Annotated in this window: 25 protein-coding genes; 12 read left to right on the top strand and 13 right to left on the bottom strand. The window is 69.9% G+C overall.

All coding sequences use genetic code 11. The features are described from left to right. Window positions 1-65: 65 nt before the first annotated feature. Complete coding sequence (gene aspS / locus AB0N68_RS16055; protein ID WP_268777237.1) at window positions 66-1844, top strand: aspartate--tRNA ligase; 1779 nt, start codon at window positions 66-68, stop codon at window positions 1842-1844. Window positions 1845-1944: 100 nt separating this feature from the next. Here aspS and AB0N68_RS16060 read toward each other — a convergent pair whose 3' ends face one another. Then, window positions 1945-2718 (bottom strand): sulfite exporter TauE/SafE family protein, encoded by a 774-nt coding sequence (locus tag AB0N68_RS16060; RefSeq protein ID WP_187664096.1) that lies wholly within the window; start codon window positions 2716-2718, stop codon window positions 1945-1947. A 107-nt stretch (window positions 2719-2825) separates the two neighbouring features. Between AB0N68_RS16060 and AB0N68_RS16065 the strand changes: the two genes are divergently transcribed. From AB0N68_RS16065 to AB0N68_RS16085, 5 genes are all read left to right on the top strand, one after another. Continuing rightward, window positions 2826-3341 (top strand): GNAT family N-acetyltransferase, encoded by a 516-nt coding sequence (locus AB0N68_RS16065; protein ID WP_187663324.1) that lies wholly within the window; start codon window positions 2826-2828, stop codon window positions 3339-3341. A 135-nt stretch (window positions 3342-3476) separates the two neighbouring features. After that, window positions 3477-4616 carry an ABC transporter substrate-binding protein gene (locus AB0N68_RS16070; RefSeq protein WP_187663323.1) on the top strand — a complete coding sequence of 380 codons (1140 nt, stop codon included), beginning with the start codon at window positions 3477-3479 and terminating at the stop codon, window positions 4614-4616. Then, entirely contained in the window at window positions 4613-5551 is a 939-nt protein-coding gene (locus AB0N68_RS16075) for an ABC transporter permease (RefSeq protein WP_396654824.1), read from the top strand. The genes AB0N68_RS16070 and AB0N68_RS16075 overlap by 4 nt, the downstream gene beginning before the upstream one ends. Next, complete coding sequence (locus tag AB0N68_RS16080; protein WP_292797764.1) at window positions 5548-6339, top strand: ABC transporter permease; 792 nt, start codon at window positions 5548-5550, stop codon at window positions 6337-6339. The genes AB0N68_RS16075 and AB0N68_RS16080 overlap by 4 nt, the downstream gene beginning before the upstream one ends. Beyond that, window positions 6336-7427 (top strand): ABC transporter ATP-binding protein, encoded by a 1092-nt coding sequence (locus tag AB0N68_RS16085; protein ID WP_292797761.1) that lies wholly within the window; start codon window positions 6336-6338, stop codon window positions 7425-7427. Before AB0N68_RS16080 ends, AB0N68_RS16085 begins: the two co-directional genes overlap by 4 nt. 101 nt (window positions 7428-7528) lie before the next feature. On the opposite strand, the gene AB0N68_RS16090 is transcribed toward AB0N68_RS16085, so the two are convergent. The 10 genes from AB0N68_RS16090 to AB0N68_RS16135 all read right to left on the bottom strand — a co-directional run bounded on the left by AB0N68_RS16090 (window position 7529) and on the right by AB0N68_RS16135 (window position 13110). After that, on the bottom strand, window positions 7529-8284 hold the full coding sequence (locus AB0N68_RS16090; RefSeq protein ID WP_187663319.1) for an amino acid ABC transporter ATP-binding protein: 756 nt from the start codon (window positions 8282-8284) through the stop codon (window positions 7529-7531). Continuing rightward, a complete protein-coding gene (locus tag AB0N68_RS16095) occupies window positions 8281-9078 on the bottom strand; it encodes an amino acid ABC transporter permease (RefSeq protein ID WP_187663318.1) in 798 nt (265 codons plus the stop codon). Before AB0N68_RS16095 ends, AB0N68_RS16090 begins: the two co-directional genes overlap by 4 nt. Before the next feature lie 34 nt (window positions 9079-9112). Continuing rightward, window positions 9113-9925, bottom strand: a complete 813-nt coding sequence (locus tag AB0N68_RS16100) for a basic amino acid ABC transporter substrate-binding protein (protein WP_268777239.1) — start codon at window positions 9923-9925, stop codon at window positions 9113-9115. 143 nt (window positions 9926-10068) lie between these two features. Then, complete coding sequence (locus AB0N68_RS16105) at window positions 10069-10371, bottom strand: Dabb family protein (protein WP_280567187.1); 303 nt, start codon at window positions 10369-10371, stop codon at window positions 10069-10071. Further along, entirely contained in the window at window positions 10368-10664 is a 297-nt protein-coding gene (locus AB0N68_RS16110) for a glutaredoxin family protein (RefSeq protein WP_292797752.1), read from the bottom strand. Before AB0N68_RS16110 ends, AB0N68_RS16105 begins: the two co-directional genes overlap by 4 nt. Further along, window positions 10661-10963 carry a rhodanese-like domain-containing protein gene (locus AB0N68_RS16115; protein WP_187663315.1) on the bottom strand — a complete coding sequence of 101 codons (303 nt, stop codon included), beginning with the start codon at window positions 10961-10963 and terminating at the stop codon, window positions 10661-10663. The genes AB0N68_RS16110 and AB0N68_RS16115 overlap by 4 nt, the downstream gene beginning before the upstream one ends. Window positions 10964-11042: 79 nt before the next feature. After that, window positions 11043-11141, bottom strand: a complete 99-nt coding sequence (locus AB0N68_RS16120; RefSeq protein WP_003792170.1) for a 30S ribosomal protein bS22 — start codon at window positions 11139-11141, stop codon at window positions 11043-11045. Window positions 11142-11255: 114 nt separating this feature from the next. Beyond that, the gene (locus AB0N68_RS16125) at window positions 11256-11447 is read right to left on the bottom strand and encodes a helix-turn-helix domain-containing protein (protein ID WP_025104463.1); all 192 of its coding nucleotides are present in this window, start codon (window positions 11445-11447) and stop codon (window positions 11256-11258) included. A gap of 75 nt (window positions 11448-11522) precedes the next feature. Next, window positions 11523-12449 carry a cyclase family protein gene (locus AB0N68_RS16130; RefSeq protein WP_280567198.1) on the bottom strand — a complete coding sequence of 309 codons (927 nt, stop codon included), beginning with the start codon at window positions 12447-12449 and terminating at the stop codon, window positions 11523-11525. A 244-nt stretch (window positions 12450-12693) separates the two neighbouring features. After that, on the bottom strand, window positions 12694-13110 hold the full coding sequence (locus tag AB0N68_RS16135; RefSeq protein WP_187663313.1) for an ArsR/SmtB family transcription factor: 417 nt from the start codon (window positions 13108-13110) through the stop codon (window positions 12694-12696). A gap of 104 nt (window positions 13111-13214) precedes the next feature. On the opposite strand from AB0N68_RS16135, the gene AB0N68_RS16140 reads away from it, so the two are divergent. The 4 genes from AB0N68_RS16140 to AB0N68_RS16155 are packed head-to-tail and all read left to right on the top strand — an operon-like array spanning window position 13215 to window position 17716. After that, window positions 13215-14645 (top strand): TrkH family potassium uptake protein, encoded by a 1431-nt coding sequence (locus AB0N68_RS16140; protein WP_187663312.1) that lies wholly within the window; start codon window positions 13215-13217, stop codon window positions 14643-14645. After that, the gene (locus tag AB0N68_RS16145) at window positions 14638-15309 is read left to right on the top strand and encodes a potassium channel family protein (protein ID WP_025104470.1); all 672 of its coding nucleotides are present in this window, start codon (window positions 14638-14640) and stop codon (window positions 15307-15309) included. Before AB0N68_RS16140 ends, AB0N68_RS16145 begins: the two co-directional genes overlap by 8 nt. 56 nt (window positions 15310-15365) lie before the next feature. Then, window positions 15366-16142: an ABC transporter ATP-binding protein gene (locus AB0N68_RS16150; protein WP_280567205.1), complete on the top strand. Its 777-nt coding sequence runs from the start codon at window positions 15366-15368 to the stop codon at window positions 16140-16142. Continuing rightward, window positions 16124-17716: a hypothetical protein gene (locus AB0N68_RS16155; protein WP_292797741.1), complete on the top strand. Its 1593-nt coding sequence runs from the start codon at window positions 16124-16126 to the stop codon at window positions 17714-17716. The genes AB0N68_RS16150 and AB0N68_RS16155 overlap by 19 nt, the downstream gene beginning before the upstream one ends. 208 nt (window positions 17717-17924) lie before the next feature. Here AB0N68_RS16155 and proC read toward each other — a convergent pair whose 3' ends face one another. Continuing rightward, window positions 17925-18764: a pyrroline-5-carboxylate reductase gene (proC, locus tag AB0N68_RS16160; protein WP_292797738.1), complete on the bottom strand. Its 840-nt coding sequence runs from the start codon at window positions 18762-18764 to the stop codon at window positions 17925-17927. Between the two features lie 59 nt (window positions 18765-18823). Here proC and AB0N68_RS16165 point away from each other — a divergent pair, with 59 nt between their 5' ends. Beyond that, window positions 18824-19795 (top strand): cation diffusion facilitator family transporter, encoded by a 972-nt coding sequence (locus AB0N68_RS16165; protein ID WP_292797735.1) that lies wholly within the window; start codon window positions 18824-18826, stop codon window positions 19793-19795. 4 nt (window positions 19796-19799) lie between these two features. Here AB0N68_RS16165 and AB0N68_RS16170 read toward each other — a convergent pair whose 3' ends face one another. Continuing rightward, a complete protein-coding gene (locus tag AB0N68_RS16170; RefSeq protein WP_259953440.1) occupies window positions 19800-20255 on the bottom strand; it encodes a nucleoside deaminase in 456 nt (151 codons plus the stop codon). Window positions 20256-20336: 81 nt separating this feature from the next. Here AB0N68_RS16170 and upp point away from each other — a divergent pair, with 81 nt between their 5' ends. Then, window positions 20337-20969 carry a uracil phosphoribosyltransferase gene (gene upp, locus AB0N68_RS16175; RefSeq protein ID WP_025104476.1) on the top strand — a complete coding sequence of 211 codons (633 nt, stop codon included), beginning with the start codon at window positions 20337-20339 and terminating at the stop codon, window positions 20967-20969. Window positions 20970-20978: the final 9 nt, after the last annotated feature.

Genomic DNA, 20978 nt, shown 5'->3' on the forward strand with positions numbered 1-20978 from the left:
GAAGGGCCGGGACGCCCGCGTAGACTGGGCGGGTTCATCTTTCCCCGGATCAGGAGGAATCCTCCGTGCTGCGCACCCACTCCGCAGGCTCCCTGCGCGCCGAGAACATCGGTCAGACCGTCACCCTCACCGGGTGGGTCGATCGTCGTCGTGACCACGGAGGCGTCGCTTTCATCGATCTGCGGGACGCGTCGGGCATCGCCCAGGTCGTCATCCGCGACGAGGAGATCGCCCACCCGCTGCGCAACGAGTTCGTCCTCAAGGTCACCGGGGAGGTGTCGCGTCGCCCCGAGGGGAACGCGAACCCGAACCTGCCGTCCGGCGAGATCGAGGTCATCGCGGCCGAGGTCGAGGTGCTGAACGAGTCGGCGCCGCTGCCGTTCCAGGTCTCGACCGCTCTGGCCGACACCGAGACCGTCGGCGAGGAGGCACGCCTGAAGTATCGCTACCTCGACCTCCGCCGCCCGGCCGCCGCCTCCGCGCTGCGCCTGCGGTCCGACGTCTACAAGGCGATCCGCGACGTCCTGCACGCCGAGGACTTCACCGAGGTCGAGACCCCGACCCTCACCCGTTCCACGCCGGAGGGCGCCCGCGACTTCGTCGTCCCGGCCCGTCTGCACCCGGGCAGCTGGTACGCCCTGCCGCAGTCCCCGCAGCTCTTCAAGCAGCTGCTCATGGTCGGCGGTGTGGAGAAGTACTTCCAGATCGCCCGCTGCTACCGCGACGAGGACTTCCGCGCCGACCGTCAGCCCGAGTTCACGCAGCTCGACATCGAGATGAGCTTCGTCGACCAGGAGGACGTGATCGCCCTCATGGAGTCGCTCATCGTGGCGATGTGGAAGACGATCGGCGTCGAGGTGCAGACTCCGCTGCCGCGGATGACGTACGCCGATGCCATGGCGAAGTACGGCTCCGACAAGCCCGACCTCCGCTTCGGGCTCGAGCTCGTCGAGGCGACGGACTACTTCACGGACACACCGTTCCGCGTGTTCCAGGCCGAGTACGTCGGCGCGGTGCGCATGCCCGGCGGTGCGAGCCAGCCGCGCAAGCAGCTCGACGCGTGGCAGGACTGGGCCAAGCAGCGCGGCGCGCGCGGTCTCGCCTACGTGCTGTTCAACGAGGACGGCACCCTGGGCGGCCCTGCCGCGAAGAACCTGTCCGAGGCCGAGCAGGCGGGACTGGCGGAGTTCGTCGGCGCCGAGCCGGGCGACTGCGTGTTCTTCGCCGCCGGTGCCACCAAGGAGAGCCGGGCGCTGCTCGGCGCCGCACGGGTCGAGATCGGCCGTCGCCTCGGGTACCTGAACCCGGACGAGTTCGCCTTCACGTGGGTCGTCGACGCCCCGATGTTCGAGCCGGCCGCGGATGCGGTCGCCTCCGGAGACGTGGCCGTGGGTGCGGGCGCCTGGACGGCCGTGCACCACGCGTTCACGGGCCCGAAGCCCGAGTTCGAGGACACGTTCGACAGCGACCCCGGATCGGCCCTCGCCTACGCGTACGACATCGTGTGCAACGGCTCGGAGCTCGGCGGCGGGTCCATCCGCATCCACCGCGAGGACATCCAGAAGCGGGTCTTCGAGGTCATGGGCATCAGCGACGAGGTGGCGCAGGAGCAGTTCGGCTTCCTCCTCGACGCGTTCAAGTTCGGCGCTCCCCCGCACGGCGGCATCGCGCTCGGCATGGACCGCGTGCTCCAGCACCTGACCAAGACCGAGTCGATCCGCGACGTCATCGCCTTCCCGAAGTCCGGCAACGGCTTCGATCCCCTCACCTCCGCTCCCGCTCCGATCACCCCGGAGCAGCGCGCCGAGGCCGGTGTGGACTTCACACCCGAGGACGAGGCCTGACCCGCCGACACCCTGTCTTACCGCCGAGACCCCGGGACACTGCCGCCGGCAGCCCGGGGTCTCGTCGCGTACCCGGGGTCTCGGCGAAGAAGAAGGGGGGCTAGGCGAAGAGGGGGGCGAGGTTCTCGTTCCACACGTCGACACCGAGCTTCGCGATGAGAGCCACCACGACGACGAGGAACACCACACGGATGAAGGTCGTGCCGCGGGAGATGGCCATCCGCGAGCCCAGGTAGCTGCCGGCGACGTTCGCGACCGCGAGGATGCCCCCGAGCAGCCACAGCACCGAGCCGTGCGGGATGAAGAGGAGCAGCGCCCCCGCGTTCGTCGCGAGATTCACGATCTTGGCCTTCGCGCTCGCCTGCAGGAAGTCGTACCCCAGCAGCGCGACGAGGGTGATCACGAGGAAGGTGCCCGTCCCCGGACCGATCATCCCGTCGTAGAACCCGATGCCGAGCCCGGCCAGCCCGGCCATGATGTGGTGCTTGTGCCCGTGGAAGCGCAGCTGCGTCGCCGCCCCGAGCTGGGGACGGAGCGCCGTGAACAGGGCGACCGCCAGCAGCGCGATCACGATGATGGGCTTGAAGGCGGCCGGGGGCAGCACCGTCGCGACCGCCGCGCCGCCGAACGAGCCGATCAACGCGATCACCGCCATCGGCAGGGCCGTGCGGAGGTCGGGCTTGGCACGGCGGTAGTAGGTGATGCTGCTGGTCGCGGTCCCGAACACGGAGGCGAGCTTGTTCGTCGCGAGCGCCTGGACGGGGGCGATGCCGGGGATGAGGAGCAGTGCCGGAAGCTGCAGCAGTCCTCCGCCGCCGACGACCGCGTCGATCCACCCGGCACTGAACGCCGCCACGATGATGAGGATCAGCATCCCCCAGGTGAGCTGCTCGAGTCCGAGGAGGCTGCCGATATCCACCCCGCCATGATTCCAGACCCGCGGGCACCGTCACGCATCCGCGCCGCTGGCAGACTGGGGTCATGCTTCCCGCTCTCCCGCTGCCGCACCCGTTCGCGTCGAGGAGCGGGGACGCCGTGCTCCGGAGAGCGAGCGAGGCCGACGCCGACGCCGTCATCGCGCTGCTCGCCGACGACCCGATCAGCGCCGCCCGCGGCGACGTGGCCTCCGACGAGGACCGCCCGGCGTACGAGCGCGGCCTCCGCGAGATCCTGGCCGATCCCTCCAACGACCTCCTCGTGGTCGAGCTCGACGGCGCGGTGGTCGGCACCCTCCAGCTCACGTCGATCCCGGGCATGGCACGCCGCGGCGCCCGGCGGCTGCTCGTCGAGGCGGTCCGGGTGCGCAGCGACCTCCGCTCGTCCGGCATCGGCTCCGCGGTCATGCGGTGGGTCGGCGATGCCGCGGCGCCCGCCCTCGGCGCGGCCATGGTGCAGCTCACCTCTGACGCCGCCCGCACCGACGCACACCGGTTCTACGAGCGCCTCGGCTACGTGGGCTCGCACCGCGGCTTCAAGTACACGGTCCGGCACGACTGATCCCCAGGCGCATTCCTGCGCCACCCGCCCGACACCGACCGTTCACCCGCGCCGCTCCCCGCGGCTACCTCGGACTCATAGTGTCCTCTCGCAACCCGACACCGGCCTGCAGCGCCGGACACCGAGAGGACACTCATGGCACGCTCCATCCGCCGCGCACGCATCGGCGCCGGCATCGCCCTGGCCACTACGGCCGTCATCGCACTGACCTCCTGCGCCTCGGCGACCGACGCCCCGGCCGCCGGCGACGACGCCGTGGACGCGGCGAGCGCGACGTCGGTCGAGGACTTCGGCTCGTTCGCCGACCTCGAGGCCGCCGCGAAGGAGGAGGGTCAGCTCAACGTCATCGCCCTCCCGCGCGACTGGGCGAACTACGGCGAGATCCTCGACCTCTTCGCCGAGAAGTACCCCGAGATCACCATCAACGAGGCGTCGCCCGACGTCTCCAGCGCCGAGGAGATCCAGGCCGCCGAGACGAACAAGGGCCTCGACACCGCCCCCGACGTCTTCGACCTCGGCCTCACCGTCGCTCTGCAGAACACCGACGCCTTCGCTCCTTACAAGGTCCAGACCTGGGACGACATCCCCGACGAGCTGAAGGAGCCCACCGGCCTCTTCGTCGGCGACTACGGCGGGTACATGTCGATCGGCTACGACTCCTCGAAGTTCGAGGCGCCGGCCGAGCTGTCCGACCTGCTCTCCGCCGACTACAAGGGTGCCGTGGCCATCAACGGCGACCCGACGCAGGCCGGCGCCGCCTTCGCCGCCGTGGGCCTGGCGACGGTGCAGTCGGACGGCACGCTCGACGACTTCCAGCCGGGCATCGACTTCTTCGCCGACCTGCAGAAGGCCGGGAACCTGCTCAAGGTCGACGTCACGACCGCGACCGTCGCCAGCGGCGAGACCCCGGTCGTCTTCGACTGGGACTACCTGAACGCCGCGCACACGGCCGACAACCCGAATTGGAAGGTCGAGGTCTTCGACGGCACCGGCTACGCGGGCTACTACAACCAGGCCATCAACGTCGACGCGCCGAACCCGGCGGCCGCGCGTCTGTGGCAGGAGTTCCTCTACAGCGACGAGGTGCAGAACCTGTGGCTGAAGGGCGGGGCCCGTCCGGTGCGCATGGAGGCGATGACCGAAGCGGGCACGATCGACGAGAAGCTCGCGGCGGCTCTCCCGGAGGCTCCGGAGGAGACCGTCGTGCCCACCGAGGAGCAGTCCGAGAACGCCGGCACGCTGCTCGGCGAGAAGTGGGCAGCGGCGGTCCAGTGACCTCTCTCGTCGCACCGGGGGTGGATGCCGCGGCGTCCGCCCCCGTCACCGCCGCCGGACCCGCGTCGCACGCGCGGGCCCGGCGGTCTGCGCCGTCCCCGGCGTGGCTGGGGCTCGTGCCCTTCGCCGCCTACGTGCTGCTGTTCCTCGCCCTGCCCACCGTGCTCGCGATCGGCTCCGGGTTCTTCGACGGCGACGGCGCTTTCACCTGGACGAACGTCGCCGCCCTCGGCGACCCCGTCGTGCTCACGACCTTCGCGAACTCGGCGGGGCTGTCCCTGCTCACCGCGGCGGTCGGCGCCACCGTCGGCGCCTTGGTCTCCTATACGTTGCTCGGCATGAACCCGGACGGCGTCGTGCGGCGATCCGTGGACGCGGCCGCCGGGGTCCTCGCGCAGTTCGGCGGCGTCATGCTCGCCTTCGCCTTCATCGCCATGATCGGCATCCAGGGCGTGGTCACCGTCTTCCTCCGCGACACGTTCGGCATCGACATCTTCGCCGAGGGCACCTGGCTGTACGAGCTGCCCGGCCTCATCCTCCCGTACATCTATTTCCAGGTGCCGCTCATGGTCATCACCTTCCTCCCCGCCCTCGCCGCCTTGAAGCCGCAGTGGGTCGAGGCGAACCTCACCCTCGGGGGCAGCAGGGCGAGCTTCTGGCTGCGGATCGGCCTCCCGGTGCTGGCGCCGTCGTTCCTCGCGAGCCTGCTGCTGCTCTTCGCGAACGCGTTCTCCTCCTACGCCACGGCCGCGGCGCTCGCGAGTCAGGGCTCGCAGATCGTCCCGCTGCAGATCCGCACGGCGCTCACGAGCGAGACCCTGCTCGGCCGGGAGAACCTCGCGGGCGCTCTCGCCCTCGGCATGATCGTCGTGGTCGGCATGGTGATGGCGCTGTACTCGGTCATCCAGCGACGTGCCGCGCGGTGGCAGGCATGAACGGCCTCGCCCCCTCCCGCGCGACCCGTGCGGTGATCGGCATCGTGGTCGGCGCGTTCTTCGCTGTGCCTCTCGTGTCGACGTTCCTCTTCACGCTGCGCGGCACGGACGGCCTCTCCTTCGCGCACTGGGCCGCCCTCTTCGACCCCGCGGCGTCGGCGAGTCTGAAGCCCATCTGGACGGGGCTCGGCAACTCGCTGATCCTCGCGGTGGTGACCGTGGCGATCGTGCTGTTCCTCCTGGCCCCCACGATGATCCTCGTGAACCTGCGCTTCCCCAGACTGAAGGCGGCCTTCGAGTTCGTCGCGCTCCTCCCGATCTCGATCCCCGCGATCGTCCTCGTGGTGGGCCTCGCGCCGATCTACCTGCAGATCGGTCGGACCCTCGGCACCGGCACCTGGACCCTCGCCTTCGCCTACGGCGTCACAGTCCTCCCCTTCGCGTTCCGCTCGATCCAGGCGTCCATCGATGCCGCCGATCTGCGCACGCTGTCCGAGGCAGCACGCTCGCTCGGGGCGGGGTGGCCGACGGTCGTGCTCCGCGTCCTCGCGCCGAACCTCCGACAGGGACTGCTCGCCGCCGCGCTGATCTCCATCGCGGTGGTTCTCGGGGAGTTCACGATCGCGTCCCTGCTCAACCGACAGGTCTTCCAGACGGCGATGGTCGTGGTGCAGAAGCAGGACCCGTTCGCGCCCGCGATCTTCACGCTGCTCGCCCTGCTGTTCGTCTTCCTCCTGCTCCTGCTCATCGGCCGCGTCGCCCGCGGTCCGCGAAAGGCCCGCTCATGACCCTCGATCACGCGCTCCCGCGCACCAAGGACAACCTGCTGCTCGCCCAGGCCGGCGAGGGTACGCGGGTCGAGCTGCAGGGCATCGTGAAGAGCTACGGCGGCACGAGGGTGCTGCACGGCGTCGACCTCGACATCGCTTCCGGGGAGTTCGTCTCGCTGCTCGGTCCGTCCGGCTGCGGGAAGACCACCCTGCTCCGCGTGCTCGCCGGACTCGAGGGCGCCGACGAGGGCACCGTCCTCCTCGGCGGCGGAGATGTCTCGCGGGTGCCGACCAACCGGCGCGACATCGGGATGGTGTTCCAGTCGTACTCGCTGTTCCCGCACCTCCGCGTCGTCGACAACACGGCCTTCGGGCTCCGTCGTCGGGGTGTCGGCAAGGGTGAGGCGGCGCGACGGGCCCTCGACGCGCTCGCCCTCGTGGGTCTGGCCGACCTGGCCGACCGGTTCCCGCATCAGCTCTCCGGCGGACAGCAGCAGCGGGTGGCCCTGGCTCGCGCCCTCGTCACGGAGCCTCGGGTGCTGCTGCTCGACGAGCCGCTGTCGGCCCTCGACGCGAAGGTGCGCGTGCAGCTCCGTGACGAGATCCGCCGTATCCAACTGCGGCTCGGCATCACGACCGTGTTCGTCACGCACGATCAGGAGGAGGCCCTCGCGGTGTCCGACCGGATCGCGGTCATGAACGCGGGTCGCATCGAGCAGATCGGCTCCCCGGAGGAGCTGTACACGACCCCCGCGAGCGCCGAGGTCGCCGCGTTCGTGGGCCTCTCCAGCGTCGTGTCCGGGGTCGCCGAGGGCGATCACGTCGTCGTGTGGGGGCAGCGTCTTCCCTTGCAGACCCCCGCCGACGGTCCCGTCGACGTGTACCTCCGCCCGGAGAACGTGCGCTTCACCTCCGCGGAGGATGCCGCCACCGATGCCCTCGTGGAGGAGAGCACGTTCCTCGGCAGCATGCGGAGAACCCTCGTGCGCACCGAGTCGGGCGAGCTCGTCCGCGTGCAGCACGCACCCACCGTGCACCCGTCGTTCGGCGACCGCGTCCGGATCGCGGTGACTCCTGCCCCGGTGGTCGCGCGTCCGCGCGGCTGACCTGAGACCCCGGGTTCACGTCGAGACCCCCGGCTGCAGTCGTCTGCAGCCGGGGGTCTCGACGAATGCCCGGGGTCTCGGCGACACCACGGCGGAGCGAACTACAGGACGCGGGAGAGGAAGTCCTTCGTGCGCTGGTGCTGCGGATTCGCCAGCACCTCGCGGGGGTCGCCCTCCTCGACGATCTGTCCGCCGTCCATGAAGATCAGCCGCGAGCCGACCTCGCGCGCGAAGCCCATCTCATGCGTGACGACGAGCATCGTCATGCCCTCATCGGCCAGCGACCGCATGACCTGCAGGACCTCGCCGACGAGCTCGGGGTCGAGGGCCGACGTGGGCTCGTCGAACAGCATCATGTCGGGGTTCATGCACAGCGCCCGCGCGATGGCCACCCGCTGCTGCTGTCCGCCGGACAGGTGCCCGGGGTACGCGTCGGCCTTCTCCGCGAGCCCGACGCGCTCGAGCATGGCGCGGGCCACCTTCTCCGCTTCGGCCTTCGAGCGTTTCTTCACCCGCTGCTGCGCGATCGTGAGGTTGCCGAGCACGCTGAGGTGCGGGAACAGGTTGAAGCTCTGGAACACCATCCCGATGCGGGTGCGCACGCGGTCGATGTCGATGTCGGGATCGGTGATGTCGATGCCCTCGATGAGCACCTTGCCGCCTGTGGGCTCCTCCAGGAGGTTCACGGAGCGGAGCAACGTCGACTTGCCCGACCCGGACGGGCCGATCACGCAGACGACCTCGCCGGCGAGCACCGTCAGGTCGATGCCCTTGAGCACCTCGTTGTCGCCGAAGCTCTTGTGCAGGTCCTGGATAGCGATCGCGGGGGCCTGCACGTCGATCAGGTCGGTGCTCATCGTGTCCTCGCCATCCGACGCTCCAGCCACGCGCTGAAACGCGTGAGCGGGATCGTCACGATCAGGTAGAGGATCGCCGCCATGATCAGCGGCGTTCCGTTGGCGTTCTGCGTGCTGGCGTCACGGGCGAAGGTCGTGAGTTCCTTCGACCAGATGAACGTGCCGACGACGAACAGCAGCGACGTGTCCTTCAGCAGCAGCACGAACTCGTTCGTCAGCGGCGGGATGATGATGCGGAAGCCCTGCGGCACGACGATCCAGAAGGTCGTCTTCATGGGCGACATGCCGAGCGATCGCGCGGCCTCGGTCTGCCCCTTCGGCACCGCCTGGAGTCCCGCGCGGATGGTCTCGGCCATGTACGCCGACGCCACGAGCACGAGACCGATCAGGCCGAGCACCACGGGACCGCCGAGCTCCTGCGCCCGCACGCCGAGCGCGATCGGCACGATGAACCCGATGGCGAAGATCGTGAGCAGGGCGGGGAGCCCGCGGAACAGTTCGATCCAGACGGTCGCGATCCACCGGAACGGACCGATCTCGGACAGCTTCATCAGCGCGAGGATCACGCCGAGGAGAAGGCCGCCGGCGAACGCCACCGCAGTGAACCACAGCGTGTTGACGAGCGCGGTCGTGATGATCCCCGGCAGCATCTTGGCTGCGACCTCGGGGTTGAAGAAGAGCTGCCCGAGCCGGGACCAGTCGGTGCTGAACGCGACCCAGACGGCGATCGCGATCAGCACCGCATAGACGGTGTACCGGTACAGCTTCTGCTTGGTGGTGCGCCTCAACGCCATTGTCAAGGTCCTCCCGACCTCCGTGTTCCCCGGCTCAGTTCGCCGTGAAGTACTGGTCGTAGATCTTCTGGTACTCGCCGTTGTCCCTCAGGTCTTTGAGCGCACCGTTCACGGCGTCGAGGAGCTCGTCCTTCTCGCCCTTCGCGAACGCGAAGCCGTAGGACTCGTCGGTCTCGTAGGTCTCGACGATCTCGTACGCGGAGTCGGCCTTCTCGTGCTCGAGGTTGACGGGCTGGTCCTGCAGGATCGCGTCGATCTGCCCCGCCTGGATGGCCGGCCACAGCTCGCCGTCCGAGGGGTACTGCACGAGCTGCGCGCCCTGAGCGTTCTCGGTCGCGTAGGCCTCACCCGTCGTACCCTGCTGCACGCCGACGTTCTTGCCGTCGAGGTCATCGATGGACGTGATGCCGGAATCGGTGCGCACGAGGAGCGACTGCAGCGAGTCGTAGTACGGGTCCGAGAAGTCGATGTTGGCCTTGCGCTCGTCGGTGATCGTCATGGCCGAGGCGCCGACGTCGCAGGTACCGGCGGCGAGGGTCGTGCCGGACTGCAGCGCGTCGAAGCCCACATCCTGCACGGACAGCTCGAGGTCGAGCTGCTCGGCGATCGCGCCGAGGAGGTCGATGTCGAAGCCGGTGTACTCGCCGTCGTCACCCTCGAACTCGAACGGCGGGTAGGGGATGTCGGAGCAGACGGTGAGCGTGCCCGCCTCGACGAGGCCGTACTCGTCGCCCGCGGCGGGCTCGCCACTGCTGCCCGCATCGGAGGAGCCGGTGGCGCATCCGGCGAGCGCGAGGGTGGCGGTGGCCGCGATCGCGAGGCCGGCGAAGAGGTTACGACGGGACATGTCGGCTCCTGAGAGTCGGGGGGCGGGTGAGCCCACGGACGGGTAGGAGTTCATCTAAACATGCGGCTCGTCGCGTGACCAATGACATCCCCTCGCGCCGCATCACGTTTGTGTTTCGGTGCCGCGAGGACGAGCCTCGACGCTCAGACCTCGGCGTCGACCGCCACGCGACCGGCGACGACCGAGCGGATGTACCCGGCGACCTCCTCGTGCGCGGGGTGCACCTGATACCGCTCGAGGTCCGCGACGGAGTCGAAGTCGGCGACCAGGGTGACGTCCCAGTTGGCGTCGGGGTACGCGTCGTTCGCGCCGGCCCAGATGCTGCGCAACTGCGGTACGACGCCGTCGAGGGCGTTCAGACGCCGGGCGACCTCAGCCGCCTGAGCCTTCCGCTCCCCCGCGTCCTCCGCGGCCAGCTTCCAGGTCACGACATGGCGGATGGTCATCGCAGCTCCTTCTGGTCGGCGCGGGCCTCCGCGTCGACGGCTTCTTCCAGCGCCTCGCGCAGGCGGTCGGGGGACACGCGCCAGTGCGCGTGCAGTCGCTCGTCGATGAGGACGACCGGGATCTTCTCCCACCACTGCTCGTACAGGGCGGGGTCGTCCTGGATCGACGCCTCGACGATCTGGATGCGCTCCGCGGCGGCGTCCGGCAGCTCGGCGACGACCGCGTCGACGACCTCGGAGGCCACGGCGCACAGATGGCAGTCGGGCTTGCCGATGAGGGTCAGCGTCGTCACGACGACGGGACCTCGACCTCGCGTCCCTGCGCGATCCACTCGCCGGTGCCGCCCTCGACGTTGGTGGCGTCGTAGCCGCGGGCCTCGAGCGCTTCGACCACACGGGCCGAGCGGCCGCCGGCCTGGCAGATCACGTCGAACGACTCCGCGGGAAGCTCTTCCAAGCGGTTGCCGATCTCGGACATCGGGATGTTCACGGCGCCGGGGACGTGTCCTGCCTGGAACTCGTTCACCTCCCGGACATCGATGAGGGGCGTGCCGGAGCGCTCGGCGAGTTCGGCGACGGTGATCGACTTCATGACATCCTCTCGGCGGTGCGGAACGGCGCGCAGAGACACAAAGCGCCCGTCCGAAGACAGGCGCTCGGTGTCTGGCCGCTTACTTCTTGTTGCGGCGCTGGTGGCGAGTCTTGCGAAGCAGCTTGCGGTGCTTCTTCTTCGCCATGCGCTTGCGGCGCTTCTTGATGACAGAACCCACGGAAACCTCACTAAGTCAGGGGCTGGGTGTCGCCGGAATCGGACACCCGGGTACGAGCACGAAAAATGCCTCGGATCATCCTAGCAAACTCAGGAGGGTGCCCCGCGCCCTCCGTCAGCCGGCGTCGGCGATGGGCCGCTGCAGAGCCTCCGCGACGGCGGACTCCGGCACGCGGTAGCTCCGTCCGAACCGGATGGCGGGAAGGTCACCGGCGTGCACGAGCCGGTACACGGTCATCTTGGACACGCGCATGAGCTCGGCGACTTCGGCCACCGTCAGGAATCGGACGTCTGGAACCTCGGGCATCCCACGTACCCCTTTCTCGATGAGCACACTCTATGGGGTCGCTGGGACGCGTGTAAACCCGCGTGACTGCTGTGATCAGTGAGATATCGGCATGGTCGCGAACGCCCGGACCGGGAACGTGCCGAACCCGCGGATCGCCGGAGGGGCCGCGGTGAACCGCGCCCCGCGCGCGGGGAGGCGGTCAAGAGCGGTGAGGTGCTCGACGACGTGCACGCCCGCTGCGAGGAGGATGCTGTGCGCGGGTCGCTCCCCGCCGCTCTCCGTGTCGTCGATGTTGAGCGCGTCGATGCCGACGAGGCGCACCCCGGCATCGACGAGGAATCGCGCGGCGTCCTCGGCGAGGAAGGGTGCGCCCGTGCCGTAGTCGGGGGTGCCGAACAGGCGGCTCCAGCCGGTGTCCAGGAGCACCGCGCTGCCGCGGAGCTCGCGGTCGGCGAGCGTCGCCGCCCTGATGCCCCGCCGTTGCGGCGTCCAGGCGTCGCGGAGGTGGAAGACCTCGGCGGGGAGATCCACGAGGCTCTCCAGGTCGAGCGCCGCCAGGTCCGCCCCGTCCGCATAGCGGTGGAACGGGGAGTCGAGGTACGTCCCCGTGTTGCCGATCATCGTGATCACGTCCATCGCGAACTCCGTCCCCGGCGCGTAGCGCTCGCGAGAGGCCGCGCGGGTGAGGTGCGGGGTGATGCTCGGCGCGGGCAGCCCGGGATACGTGACCATGCCCTCGGCGATCGGGTGGCTCAGGTCGACGACTCGGTCGGCGCGATCTGCAGGAGCCGGTGCCACGACGCCACGACTGCCTCGGTGCGGCTCGGAGACGATCTGCAGGTCGCGGAGCTCGACCCCGCCCACGAGCGTCAGGCCGAGGTGTGACACGAGCAGGCTCGAGACCTCCTCGGCCGTCATGTCCTTCCGCGGCAGATCGAGTCGGAACCCCTGTCCCTGCAGCCCGCCGCCGTTGGCGAAGGTGATCGCGAAGTCGAAGTGCGCGCGGTACTCGTCCGTCATGTGCCCATCCTGCCCGACGGGCTCCTCCGGAACGATGCGTGGCCCCGCCCTGCCCCACCGGCACGCCGACGTCCAGCCCGCGCATAGCCCGCATTGCCCGATCGCTCAGACAGCCCTGCCAATGTCGAGTGCAGGACCCGTGCCGGCACCTGCCGAGTCCGCGCGGATCTGGGGTCCGCACACCGCCCCCGACGGCATCCCCCCTGCCGTCGGGGGCGGTTCTCCGTCCGGGCGGGGCGTCGGGTCAGGCGCCGAGGCGCTTCAGCGCATTGGCGACCACGTGCTTGGCGGATGCCGCTGCACGCCCGACGACCTCGGCCGCGTGTGCAGCACCGTCGGGGATCGGAGCGCCCGGGTATGCGATGTCCGGCGCGGTGTCGCCGAACGCGTCGACGAGGAACGGGACCAGCCAGTCGTCGACGGCCTCGAGCGGCGCGACGGACAGGCTGTAGAAACGGCGCTGGCCGTCTTCGCGGACGGTCACCAGCTCGGCGTCCCGGAGCACCTTGAGGTGCTTGGAGACCGTGGGCTGGCTGATGCCGAGGTCGGCGACGATCTGGCTCACGCTCGTGCCGGACTCGCCTTCGGACGTGCGGCGGAGCAGGAGCTGGAGGATGTCGCGCCTCGTACCGTCTGCGATCACGTCGAAGATGTCCGTCATGTGATCAGGGTAGTGCGCCCCGGCACGGAGTACCATGACGAAGGCTCGGCGAGAGGCGCCGTGCTGCCGCCGGGGAACGGACGGCGCAGAAGAAGGGGGCAGCGATGTCGGGCATCGTTTCGGCGTCGTCTCCTCGCACCGGTCTCCCCGGAGCCGCCGGCCGGGTGAAGCACCTCATCACCTCGTCGCCCTCCCGGTTCGCGATCGCCGTCTTCGCGCTGCTGATCCTCGTGTTCACGGTGCTGTTCTCGCTGCCGATCGCCTCCGCCAGCGGCACGGTGACACCGCTCAGCGATGCGCTCTTCACCGCCGTCTCCACGATCTGCGTGACGGGCCTCGCGACCGTCGACATGGCCAACCACTGGTCGCCCTTCGGCCACGTCGTCGTGTTCATCGGCGTCAACATCGGCGCCCTCGGCGTGCTGACCCTCGCCTCCCTCATGGGGATGCTCATCTCGAAGCGCCTCGGCCTGCGAGCGAAGCTCATGGCGGCCGGCGACACGAATCCGCTCCGCGCGCACGGCGGCGTGGTCAACGAGAGCCAGACGGTGCGCCTGGGCGAGGTGGGCCAGCTGCTCACCACGGTCGCCCTCTCGGCCCTCTTCATCGAAGCGGCCCTCGCCGCCCTCCTCTACCCGGCGCTGGTGATGGCGGGGGTGGACCCGATCGCCGCGCTCTGGGAGGCCCCGTACTTCTCGGCGATGGCCTTCACCAACACCGGCTTCGCGCCGAACGACGGCGGGGTGGCCGTCTTCGCCGACGACTACCTCGTGCTGTCGCTGCTCATGGTCGGCGTGTTCCTCGGGAGCATCGGCTTCCCGGTGATCTACACGCTCGCGAAGCACGTCTGGCACGTCAAGCGCTGGTCGCTGCACTCGAAGCTGACCATCGTCACCACCGTGCTGCTGTTCATCCTCGGCGCGGCCGCCTTCCTGATCCTCGAGTACAACAACCCGAAGACCTTCGGCTCGATGGACGCCGCTGACACGACCTTCCAGGCGTTCTTCCTCTCCGCGATGACCCGCTCCGGCGGCTTCAACGTCATCGAGATGGACGACCTCAACGGCTCGTCGCTGCTCGCTGCCAGCATGCTCATGTTCGTCGGCGGCGGGTCCGCGTCGACGGCGGGCGGCATCAAGGTGACCACGCTCGCGGTCCTCGCGATCGCCGTCTGGTCCGAAGCGAAGGGCCGCCAGTCCGTCGAGGCGTTCGGCCGCCGCATCCCCAGCGACGTGCAGCGCGTCGCCCTCAGCGTCGTCGCCTGGGGTGCCACGATCGTCGCCCTGTCGACCATCGTGATCGCGCAGATCACCAAGGCCGACATCAGCCACGTGCTCTTCGACGTCATCTCCGCATTCGGCACCGTCGGGCTCTCCACCGGCCTCACCGGGGAGCTGCCGGATTCCGCCTCGTACGTCATGGCCGCGACGATCTTCATGGGCCGCGTTGGTACAGTGACTCTCGCTGCGGCAGTCGCCGCGACATCGCGCACGCAGTACTACTCACTGCCCGTGGAAAGGCCGATCGTTGGTTGAAGTCCTTCGGGGGGACGCTCCCGTCCTCGTCATCGGTCTCGGCCGGTTCGGCGCCGCCTGCGCCGGCGAACTCGACCGCCTCGACCGCGAGGTGCTCGCGATCGACGACAACCTCGAGCTCGTGCAGAAGTGGTCGGACCGCGTCACGCACACCGTGCAGGCCGATGCCCGCAACATCGACGCGCTCCGTCAGATCGGCGCCCAGGACTTCCAGGTCGCGGTCGTCGCCGTCGGCTCCTCGATCGAGGCGTCGGTGCTCATCACGGCCAACCTCGTCGACCTCAAGGTGCCGCAGATCTGGGCGAAGGCGGTCTCCCAGTCGCACGGCAAGATCCTCGCCCGGGTGGGCGCCAACCACGTCATCTACCCCGAGCGCGAGGCCGGCGAGCGCGTCGCGCACCTCGTGAGCGGGCGCATGCTCGACTTCATCCGCTTCGACGACGACTTCGTCCTGGCCAAGATGTACCCGCCGAAGTTCATCCGCGGCGTCGGCCTGAACGAGTCCGGTGTGCGCTCGAAGTACAAGGTCACGGTCGTCGGCGTGAAGAGCCCTGGCAAGCCGTTCCGGTACGCCGAGGCCAACACCATCGTCACCAACCACGACCTCATCATCGTCTCCGGGACCAACAGCGACATCGAGCGGTTCGCCGCCCTCGACCGCTGAGCGAGTCCTCCCCACGGCGGATGCGCCCGCCACGGCCGCCGTGGTGGGATGGGGGCATGAGCGATCACGCCCCCGCACCGCCCGTCCTCGCCCTCCGTGGGCTCCGGAAGCAGTTCGGGCAGAAGGTCGCCGTCGACGCGCTGTCGCTCGACGTCCCCGCGGGCTCGATGCTGGGGCTGCTCGGCCCGAACGGTGCGGGCAAGACGACGACGCTCGCCATGACCACGGGGCTCCTGCGCCCGGACGCCGGGACCGCCTGGGTGCTCGGCGCCGACGTCTGGCAGGACCCTGCCGCCGCGAAGGCGCGGATGGGGGTGCTCCCTGACGGCATCCGGATGCTCGACCGCCTCACCGGCGCCGAGCTGCTGCGGTACACCGGCCTGCTGCGCGGGATGCCGGAGGCGGAGGTCGTCTCCCGCTCCGGTGAGCTGCTCGACGCGCTCGGCCTGACGGAGGCCCGCGACACGCTCGTCGTCGACTACTCGGCCGGCATGAAGAAGAAGATCGGCCTGGCCTGCGCGCTCATCCACGCGCCGCGGCTGCTGATCCTCGACGAACCGCTCGAGGCGGTGGACCCGGTCTCCGGGCAGACGATCCGGCAGATCCTCCGCTCCTTCGTGGACGGCGGCGGCACGGTCGTCCTCTCCAGCCACGTCATGGAGCTCGTCGAGTCGCTGTGCGACCGCGTCGCCATCGTGGCCGAGGGCCGCCTGCTGGCACACGGTGCGCTCGACGAGGTGCGCGCCGGGCTCACGCTGCAGGAGCGCTTCCTCACCCTCGTGGGCGCGCACGACCTCGGAACGGAGACGCTCGCGTGGTTGCGCTCCTCGTAGGCCTGCGGCTGCGACAGCTCGGACATCAGCTCAGGCGCAACCCCTGGATGATCGTGACCCTCGCGATCGTGGGTCTCATCGCGCTGAGCATGCTCGGGCTGCTCACCGTCGGGCTGATCGCCCTGCGGGTGGGAGCTCCCGACGCCGCCGTGACCGCGATGGTGCTCACCGGCGCCGTCATCGTGCTCGGGTGGTGGATCGGGTCGATCCTGGTCAGTGCGGACGACTCGCTGGCACCTGAGCGCTTCGCCCTGCTCCCGGTGACCGCCCGTTCTCTCCTCCCCGGACTGGTCGTGGCGGGGATGACGACGATCGGCGGCATCGGCACCGCCCTGGCCCTGCTGCTGATGCTCGTGGGATGGTCGGTCAGCGTTCCGGCCCTCCTCGTCGCGGTGCTCATGGTCCCGGTGGCCCTCGCGACCTGCGTCCTCGGCGCCCGCGTCGTCAGCGGTCTGCTCGCGGGGTGGCTCGCCCGTCGGCGGACGCGAGACCTCGTCCTCACCCTCGGCGTCGTGCTGCTGGCCTCCTCCGGCCTCCTCCTGAACATCGGGCTGCAGGCACTGTCGACCGTGCGCGACGTCGGCGGCGCCTTCACGACGGTCGCCGAGATCGCCGCGTGGACGCCGGTGGCGGCCGTGTTCGGGGTCCCGGCCGCGGTGGCACAGGGCGACGTGCTCACCGCTCTCCTGCGACTGCTCGTCGCCGCCGGCACCCTCGTCGTCTTCTGGGTCGCCGCGCGACGGATGCTCGATGCCCGCCTGGTCGCGCCGCTGCAGTCGAGCGGCGGCGGACGCGTGCGCTCGGGCGGCCTGCTCGACCGCCTGCTCCCCGCGGGCCCCGTCGGTGCCATCGCGGGACGGACGCTCCGTTACTTCCGCCGCGATCCGCGTCAGGTCGTCAACATCGTGATGCTCCTGCTGCTCCCGGCGATCTTCCTCGGACTCGCGCTCATGAACGGACTGCAGCAGGACAGTGCCGGCTTCGCGCCCGCGATCACCCTCATTCCGGCGATCAACGCCCTCCTCGCCGGCAGCATCGTGCAGATGGCGATCGCCTACGACAACGATGCCGTCGCGCTGCACATCCTCACGGGCGTGAGCGGCACGGCCGACCGCGCCGGACGGCTGCTCGGATTCGCGCTGATCGCGGTGCCGATCACGGTCCTCCTCTGCGTCGCGAGCTGCCTGCTGGCCGGGCGTGCGGATCTGCTTCCGGGTAGCCTGGGCGCTGCTCTCGGGCTCATGGCAGTGTCGGCGGGAGCGGGGTCCTGGGTGGGGGCGTTCCTGCCAGGACGGGCTCCGGCACCCGAGGCCAACCCGTTCGGACGCGGGTCCTCCGGCGGCGCGCAGTCCTTCCTGGCGATGCTCATCATGTCGCCGATCACGTTGCTGCTCGGCGGCCCCGCCCTCGGCTTCGCGATCGCGTCGATCTGGATCCCGCCGCTGGGCTGGGCGAGCCTCGCGGCCGCCGTCGTCCTCGGGGGCGCGGCCCTCTGGGGCGGCACGGTGCTCGGCGGTCGGACCCTGCAGCGCCGGTGGCCCGAGGTGCTCACCGAGGTCGCCAGCGACGCGTAGCCGCACGACACCTGGCCCGCAACAGGCACTCGCGCGAGCTCAGGCTCCAGCAGCACCCACCGCCTGAACTCCCGTGGTCGGCTGCTCCCCGCCGCCCTCGCCACAACAGGCCCTCGCGCGGGTTCAGGCTCCAGGAGTGCTGGCTACCTGAACTCGCGTGAAAGCCTGTTTTCGCGGGGTGGAAGCGCGCGAGAACAGGCAGGCGGGATCAGGCGCCGGCGGCGAGCTCCTTCGCGCGAGCGAGGGCGGCGGCGGCAGCAGCGGCGAAGGTGTCGGACAGGTGCGCGTCCTGGAGCACGGCGACCGCGCGCTCCGTCGTCCCCTTCGGGCTCGTCACCCGGCGGCGGAGCTCCGCGGGGTCCTCCCCCGTCGAATCCAGCAGCGCGGTCGCGCCGATGAAGGTCTGCTCGGCCAGCAGACGGGCGTCCGCGTCGGCGAAGCCCATCTCCCGCGCGGCTGCGGTGAACTGTTCGATGAGGAGGAAGACGTACGCGGGACCGGAGCCGGAGATCGTCGAGAGCGCATCGATCTGCGACTCGGGGACTTCCACCACCGCGCCCACCGTCTCGAACAGACGACGCACGAGGGCGAGGTCGTCGGGGGTCGCCGCGGCGCCGGCCGCGAGCCCGGTGACCCCCTTGCGGATCGTCGACGGGGTGTTCGGCATGGAGCGGATGACGCGGGCTTCGGCACCGAGGACATCCGCGAAGGTCTGCAGCGTGACACCCGCGGCGAGGCTCACCACGACGGTCTCCGCGGCCAGGTGCGGCGCGATCTCGCGGAGGAGGTCGGGGACCATCGCCGGCTTCACCCCGACCAGGACCACCCGTGCGCCGGCCACGGCCTGGGCGTTCCCCTCCGGCTGCTCGGACAGCGCGATGCTCGTGACGCCGTCGAGACCCGCGAACACCGCCGCCTTCTCCGGCGTGCGGTTCGTGGCCGTGATCCCTCCCTGCACGGGGACGCCCGAGGCGAGCACGCCGCGGAGGATCGCTCCCCCCATCGATCCGGCACCGAGGAACGCGAGGGACGGGAGCGCATCAGCCATGTCGTCATCCTACGGCGGGCGCTCCTGTGGCGGCCGGGTTGCCGTCCTAGACTCGTCGCATGAGTGCATCCGGAGGCAGCAAGGCCATCGTCGCCGCGTTCCTGGCGAACCTGGGCATCGCCCTCGCGAAGTTCCTCGCGTGGGCTCTCTCCGGCTCGGCATCGATGCTCGCGGAGGCGATCCACTCCGTCGCCGACTCCGGCAACCAGCTGCTGCTGATGCTCGGCGGGCGCAAGGCGAAGCGCCATGCGGACCGTTCGCACCCGTTCGGCTACGGCCGCGAGCGCTACGTCTACGCCTTCGTCGTGTCGATCATCCTCTTCTCCGTCGGCGGGCTCTTCGCGATCTACGAGGGTGTGGACAAGCTGACCCATCCGCATGAGATCGATCAGACCTGGTGGTGGCTCCCCCTCGTCGTGCTGTTCATCGCGATCGGCCTGGAGTCGTTCTCGCTGCGCACCGCCGTGCGCGAGAGCAACGTCGTGCGCGAGAATGGGCAGTCGTGGTTCTCCTTCGTACGACGGTCCAAGGCGCCGGAGCTCCCCGTCGTCCTCCTCGAGGACGTGGGTGCCCTCACCGGACTCACCTTCGCCCTGCTCGGCGTCGGTCTCACGCTGCTCACCGGCAACCCCGTCTTCGACGCCCTCGGCACGGTGATGATCGGCGTCCTGCTCGTGGTCATCGCGATCGTGCTGGGTGTGGAGACCAAGAGCCTGCTCGTCGGCGAGGGAGCGACTCCCGCCGACTACGACCGGATCGTGGACGCGATCAACGACGGCCCGGAGATCGAGAAGATCATCCACATGAAGACCCTCTACCTGGGGCCCGACGAGCTGATGGTCGCCGCGAAGATCGCGCTCAGCGCCGACAAGCCGCTGCGCGAGGTCGCCGACGACATCGACGAGATCGAGGCTCGCATCCGCGCCGCCGTGCCGGTCGCCCGGGTCGTCTACATCGAGCCGGACGTCTACCGTCCCGCGATCGATCCGGAGCCCTCGACGGACGTCTTCGTCCTCAAGTCCTCGGACTGAGCGTTCAGCGACGGTCCTCGAAGAAGGCCCGGAGCAGCGCGATGGACGCGTGCTCGTCCACGCCGCCGATCACCTCGGCGCGGTAGGGCAGGCGCCGGTCGCGCAGCACGTCGTACATCGATCCGGCCGCTCCCGCCTTGTCATCCCACGCGCCGAAGACCACGCGGCCGATGCGTGCCTGCAGGATCGCGCCGGCGCACATCACGCAGGGCTCGAGCGTGACGACGAGCGTGCAGCCGTCGAGATTCCACGATCCCCGGTGCGCCGCCGCAGCGCGGATGGCTTCGATCTCGGCGTGCCCGGTCGGATCGTGCGTGGTCTCGCGGGTGTTCCGTCCTTCCGCCAGGAAATTCCCGTCGGCATCGAGGACGACGGCGCCGACCGGGATCTCCGCGGCGTCCGCGGCCTCGGCGGCGAGCTCGAGGGCACGCTGCATCGCACGGCGGTCGGCGGCGGTCATGCCCCGAGCCTACGTCAGCGCGCGGTGTCCGCTACGGCACCCGATGTCGTGCGCGGACGCGGGGCGCATTAGCCTGTATCCATGCGTGTTCACGTCGCCGACCACCCTCTCATCACCCACAAGCTCTCGGTGCTGCGCGACGCGCGCACCCCGTCGCCGGTCTTCCGCCAGCTGACCGAAGAGCTCGTGACGCTCCTCGCGTATGAGGCGACCCGGAATGTGAAGGTCACTCCGATCGAGATCACGACGCCGGTCACCACGACCACAGGCGTGAAGATCTCCGAGCCGCGACCCATCGTCGTACCGATCCTGCGCGCCGGTCTCGGCATGCTCGAAGGCCTCGTCAAGCTCCTCCCCACCGCGGAGGTCGGTTTCCTCGGCATGGTCCGCGACGAGGAGACCTTCGAGCCCACCACGTACGCCGAGCGGCTTCCGGACGATCTCTCCGACCGCCAGTGCTTCGCGATCGACCCGATGCTGGCGACGGGCGGCTCGCTCGCCGCCGCGATCCAGTTCCTGTTCGATCGCGGTGCGAAGGACGTCACCGCGATCTGCCTGCTCGGCACCCCGGAGGGTGTGGCGGCGATCGAGGCGATGGCCGGCGACCGTGACGTGACCCTCGTCCTCGGAGCGCTCGACGAGCGCCTCGACGAGAAGGGGTACATCGTGCCCGGTCTCGGCGACGCGGGAGACCGGCTGTACGGCACCGTCTGAGGCCGTCGC

It is taken from the genome of Microbacterium meiriae, assembly GCF_040685015.1.
GTDB classification, from domain to species: Bacteria; Actinomycetota; Actinomycetes; order Actinomycetales; family Microbacteriaceae; genus Microbacterium; species Microbacterium meiriae.

Bases quoted from the DNA above. Each gene is read 5' to 3' on its own strand.
- AB0N68_RS16060 (WP_187664096.1), bottom strand. From the start codon at position 2,718: ATGCTGATCCTCATCATCGTGGCGGCGTTCAGTGCCGGGTGGATCGAC.
- AB0N68_RS16065 (WP_187663324.1), top strand. From the start codon at position 2,826: ATGCTTCCCGCTCTCCCGCTGCCGCACCCGTTCGCGTCGAGGAGCGGG.
- AB0N68_RS16070 (WP_187663323.1), top strand. From the start codon at position 3,477: ATGGCACGCTCCATCCGCCGCGCACGCATCGGCGCCGGCATCGCCCTG.
- AB0N68_RS16080 (WP_292797764.1), top strand. From the start codon at position 5,548: ATGAACGGCCTCGCCCCCTCCCGCGCGACCCGTGCGGTGATCGGCATC.
- AB0N68_RS16085 (WP_292797761.1), top strand. From the start codon at position 6,336: ATGACCCTCGATCACGCGCTCCCGCGCACCAAGGACAACCTGCTGCTC.
- AB0N68_RS16090 (WP_187663319.1), bottom strand. From the start codon at position 8,284: ATGAGCACCGACCTGATCGACGTGCAGGCCCCCGCGATCGCTATCCAG.
- AB0N68_RS16095 (WP_187663318.1), bottom strand. From the start codon at position 9,078: ATGGCGTTGAGGCGCACCACCAAGCAGAAGCTGTACCGGTACACCGTC.
- AB0N68_RS16100 (WP_268777239.1), bottom strand. From the start codon at position 9,925: ATGTCCCGTCGTAACCTCTTCGCCGGCCTCGCGATCGCGGCCACCGCC.
- AB0N68_RS16105 (WP_280567187.1), bottom strand. From the start codon at position 10,371: ATGACCATCCGCCATGTCGTGACCTGGAAGCTGGCCGCGGAGGACGCG.
- AB0N68_RS16115 (WP_187663315.1), bottom strand. From the start codon at position 10,963: ATGAAGTCGATCACCGTCGCCGAACTCGCCGAGCGCTCCGGCACGCCC.
- AB0N68_RS16125 (WP_025104463.1), bottom strand. From the start codon at position 11,447: ATGCCCGAGGTTCCAGACGTCCGATTCCTGACGGTGGCCGAAGTCGCC.
- AB0N68_RS16130 (WP_280567198.1), bottom strand. From the start codon at position 12,449: ATGACGGACGAGTACCGCGCGCACTTCGACTTCGCGATCACCTTCGCC.
- AB0N68_RS16135 (WP_187663313.1), bottom strand. From the start codon at position 13,110: ATGACGGACATCTTCGACGTGATCGCAGACGGTACGAGGCGCGACATC.
- AB0N68_RS16140 (WP_187663312.1), top strand. From the start codon at position 13,215: ATGTCGGGCATCGTTTCGGCGTCGTCTCCTCGCACCGGTCTCCCCGGA.
- AB0N68_RS16150 (WP_280567205.1), top strand. From the start codon at position 15,366: ATGAGCGATCACGCCCCCGCACCGCCCGTCCTCGCCCTCCGTGGGCTC.
- proC (WP_292797738.1), bottom strand. From the start codon at position 18,764: ATGGCTGATGCGCTCCCGTCCCTCGCGTTCCTCGGTGCCGGATCGATG.
- AB0N68_RS16165 (WP_292797735.1), top strand. From the start codon at position 18,824: ATGAGTGCATCCGGAGGCAGCAAGGCCATCGTCGCCGCGTTCCTGGCG.
- AB0N68_RS16170 (WP_259953440.1), bottom strand. From the start codon at position 20,255: ATGACCGCCGCCGACCGCCGTGCGATGCAGCGTGCCCTCGAGCTCGCC.
- upp (WP_025104476.1), top strand. From the start codon at position 20,337: ATGCGTGTTCACGTCGCCGACCACCCTCTCATCACCCACAAGCTCTCG.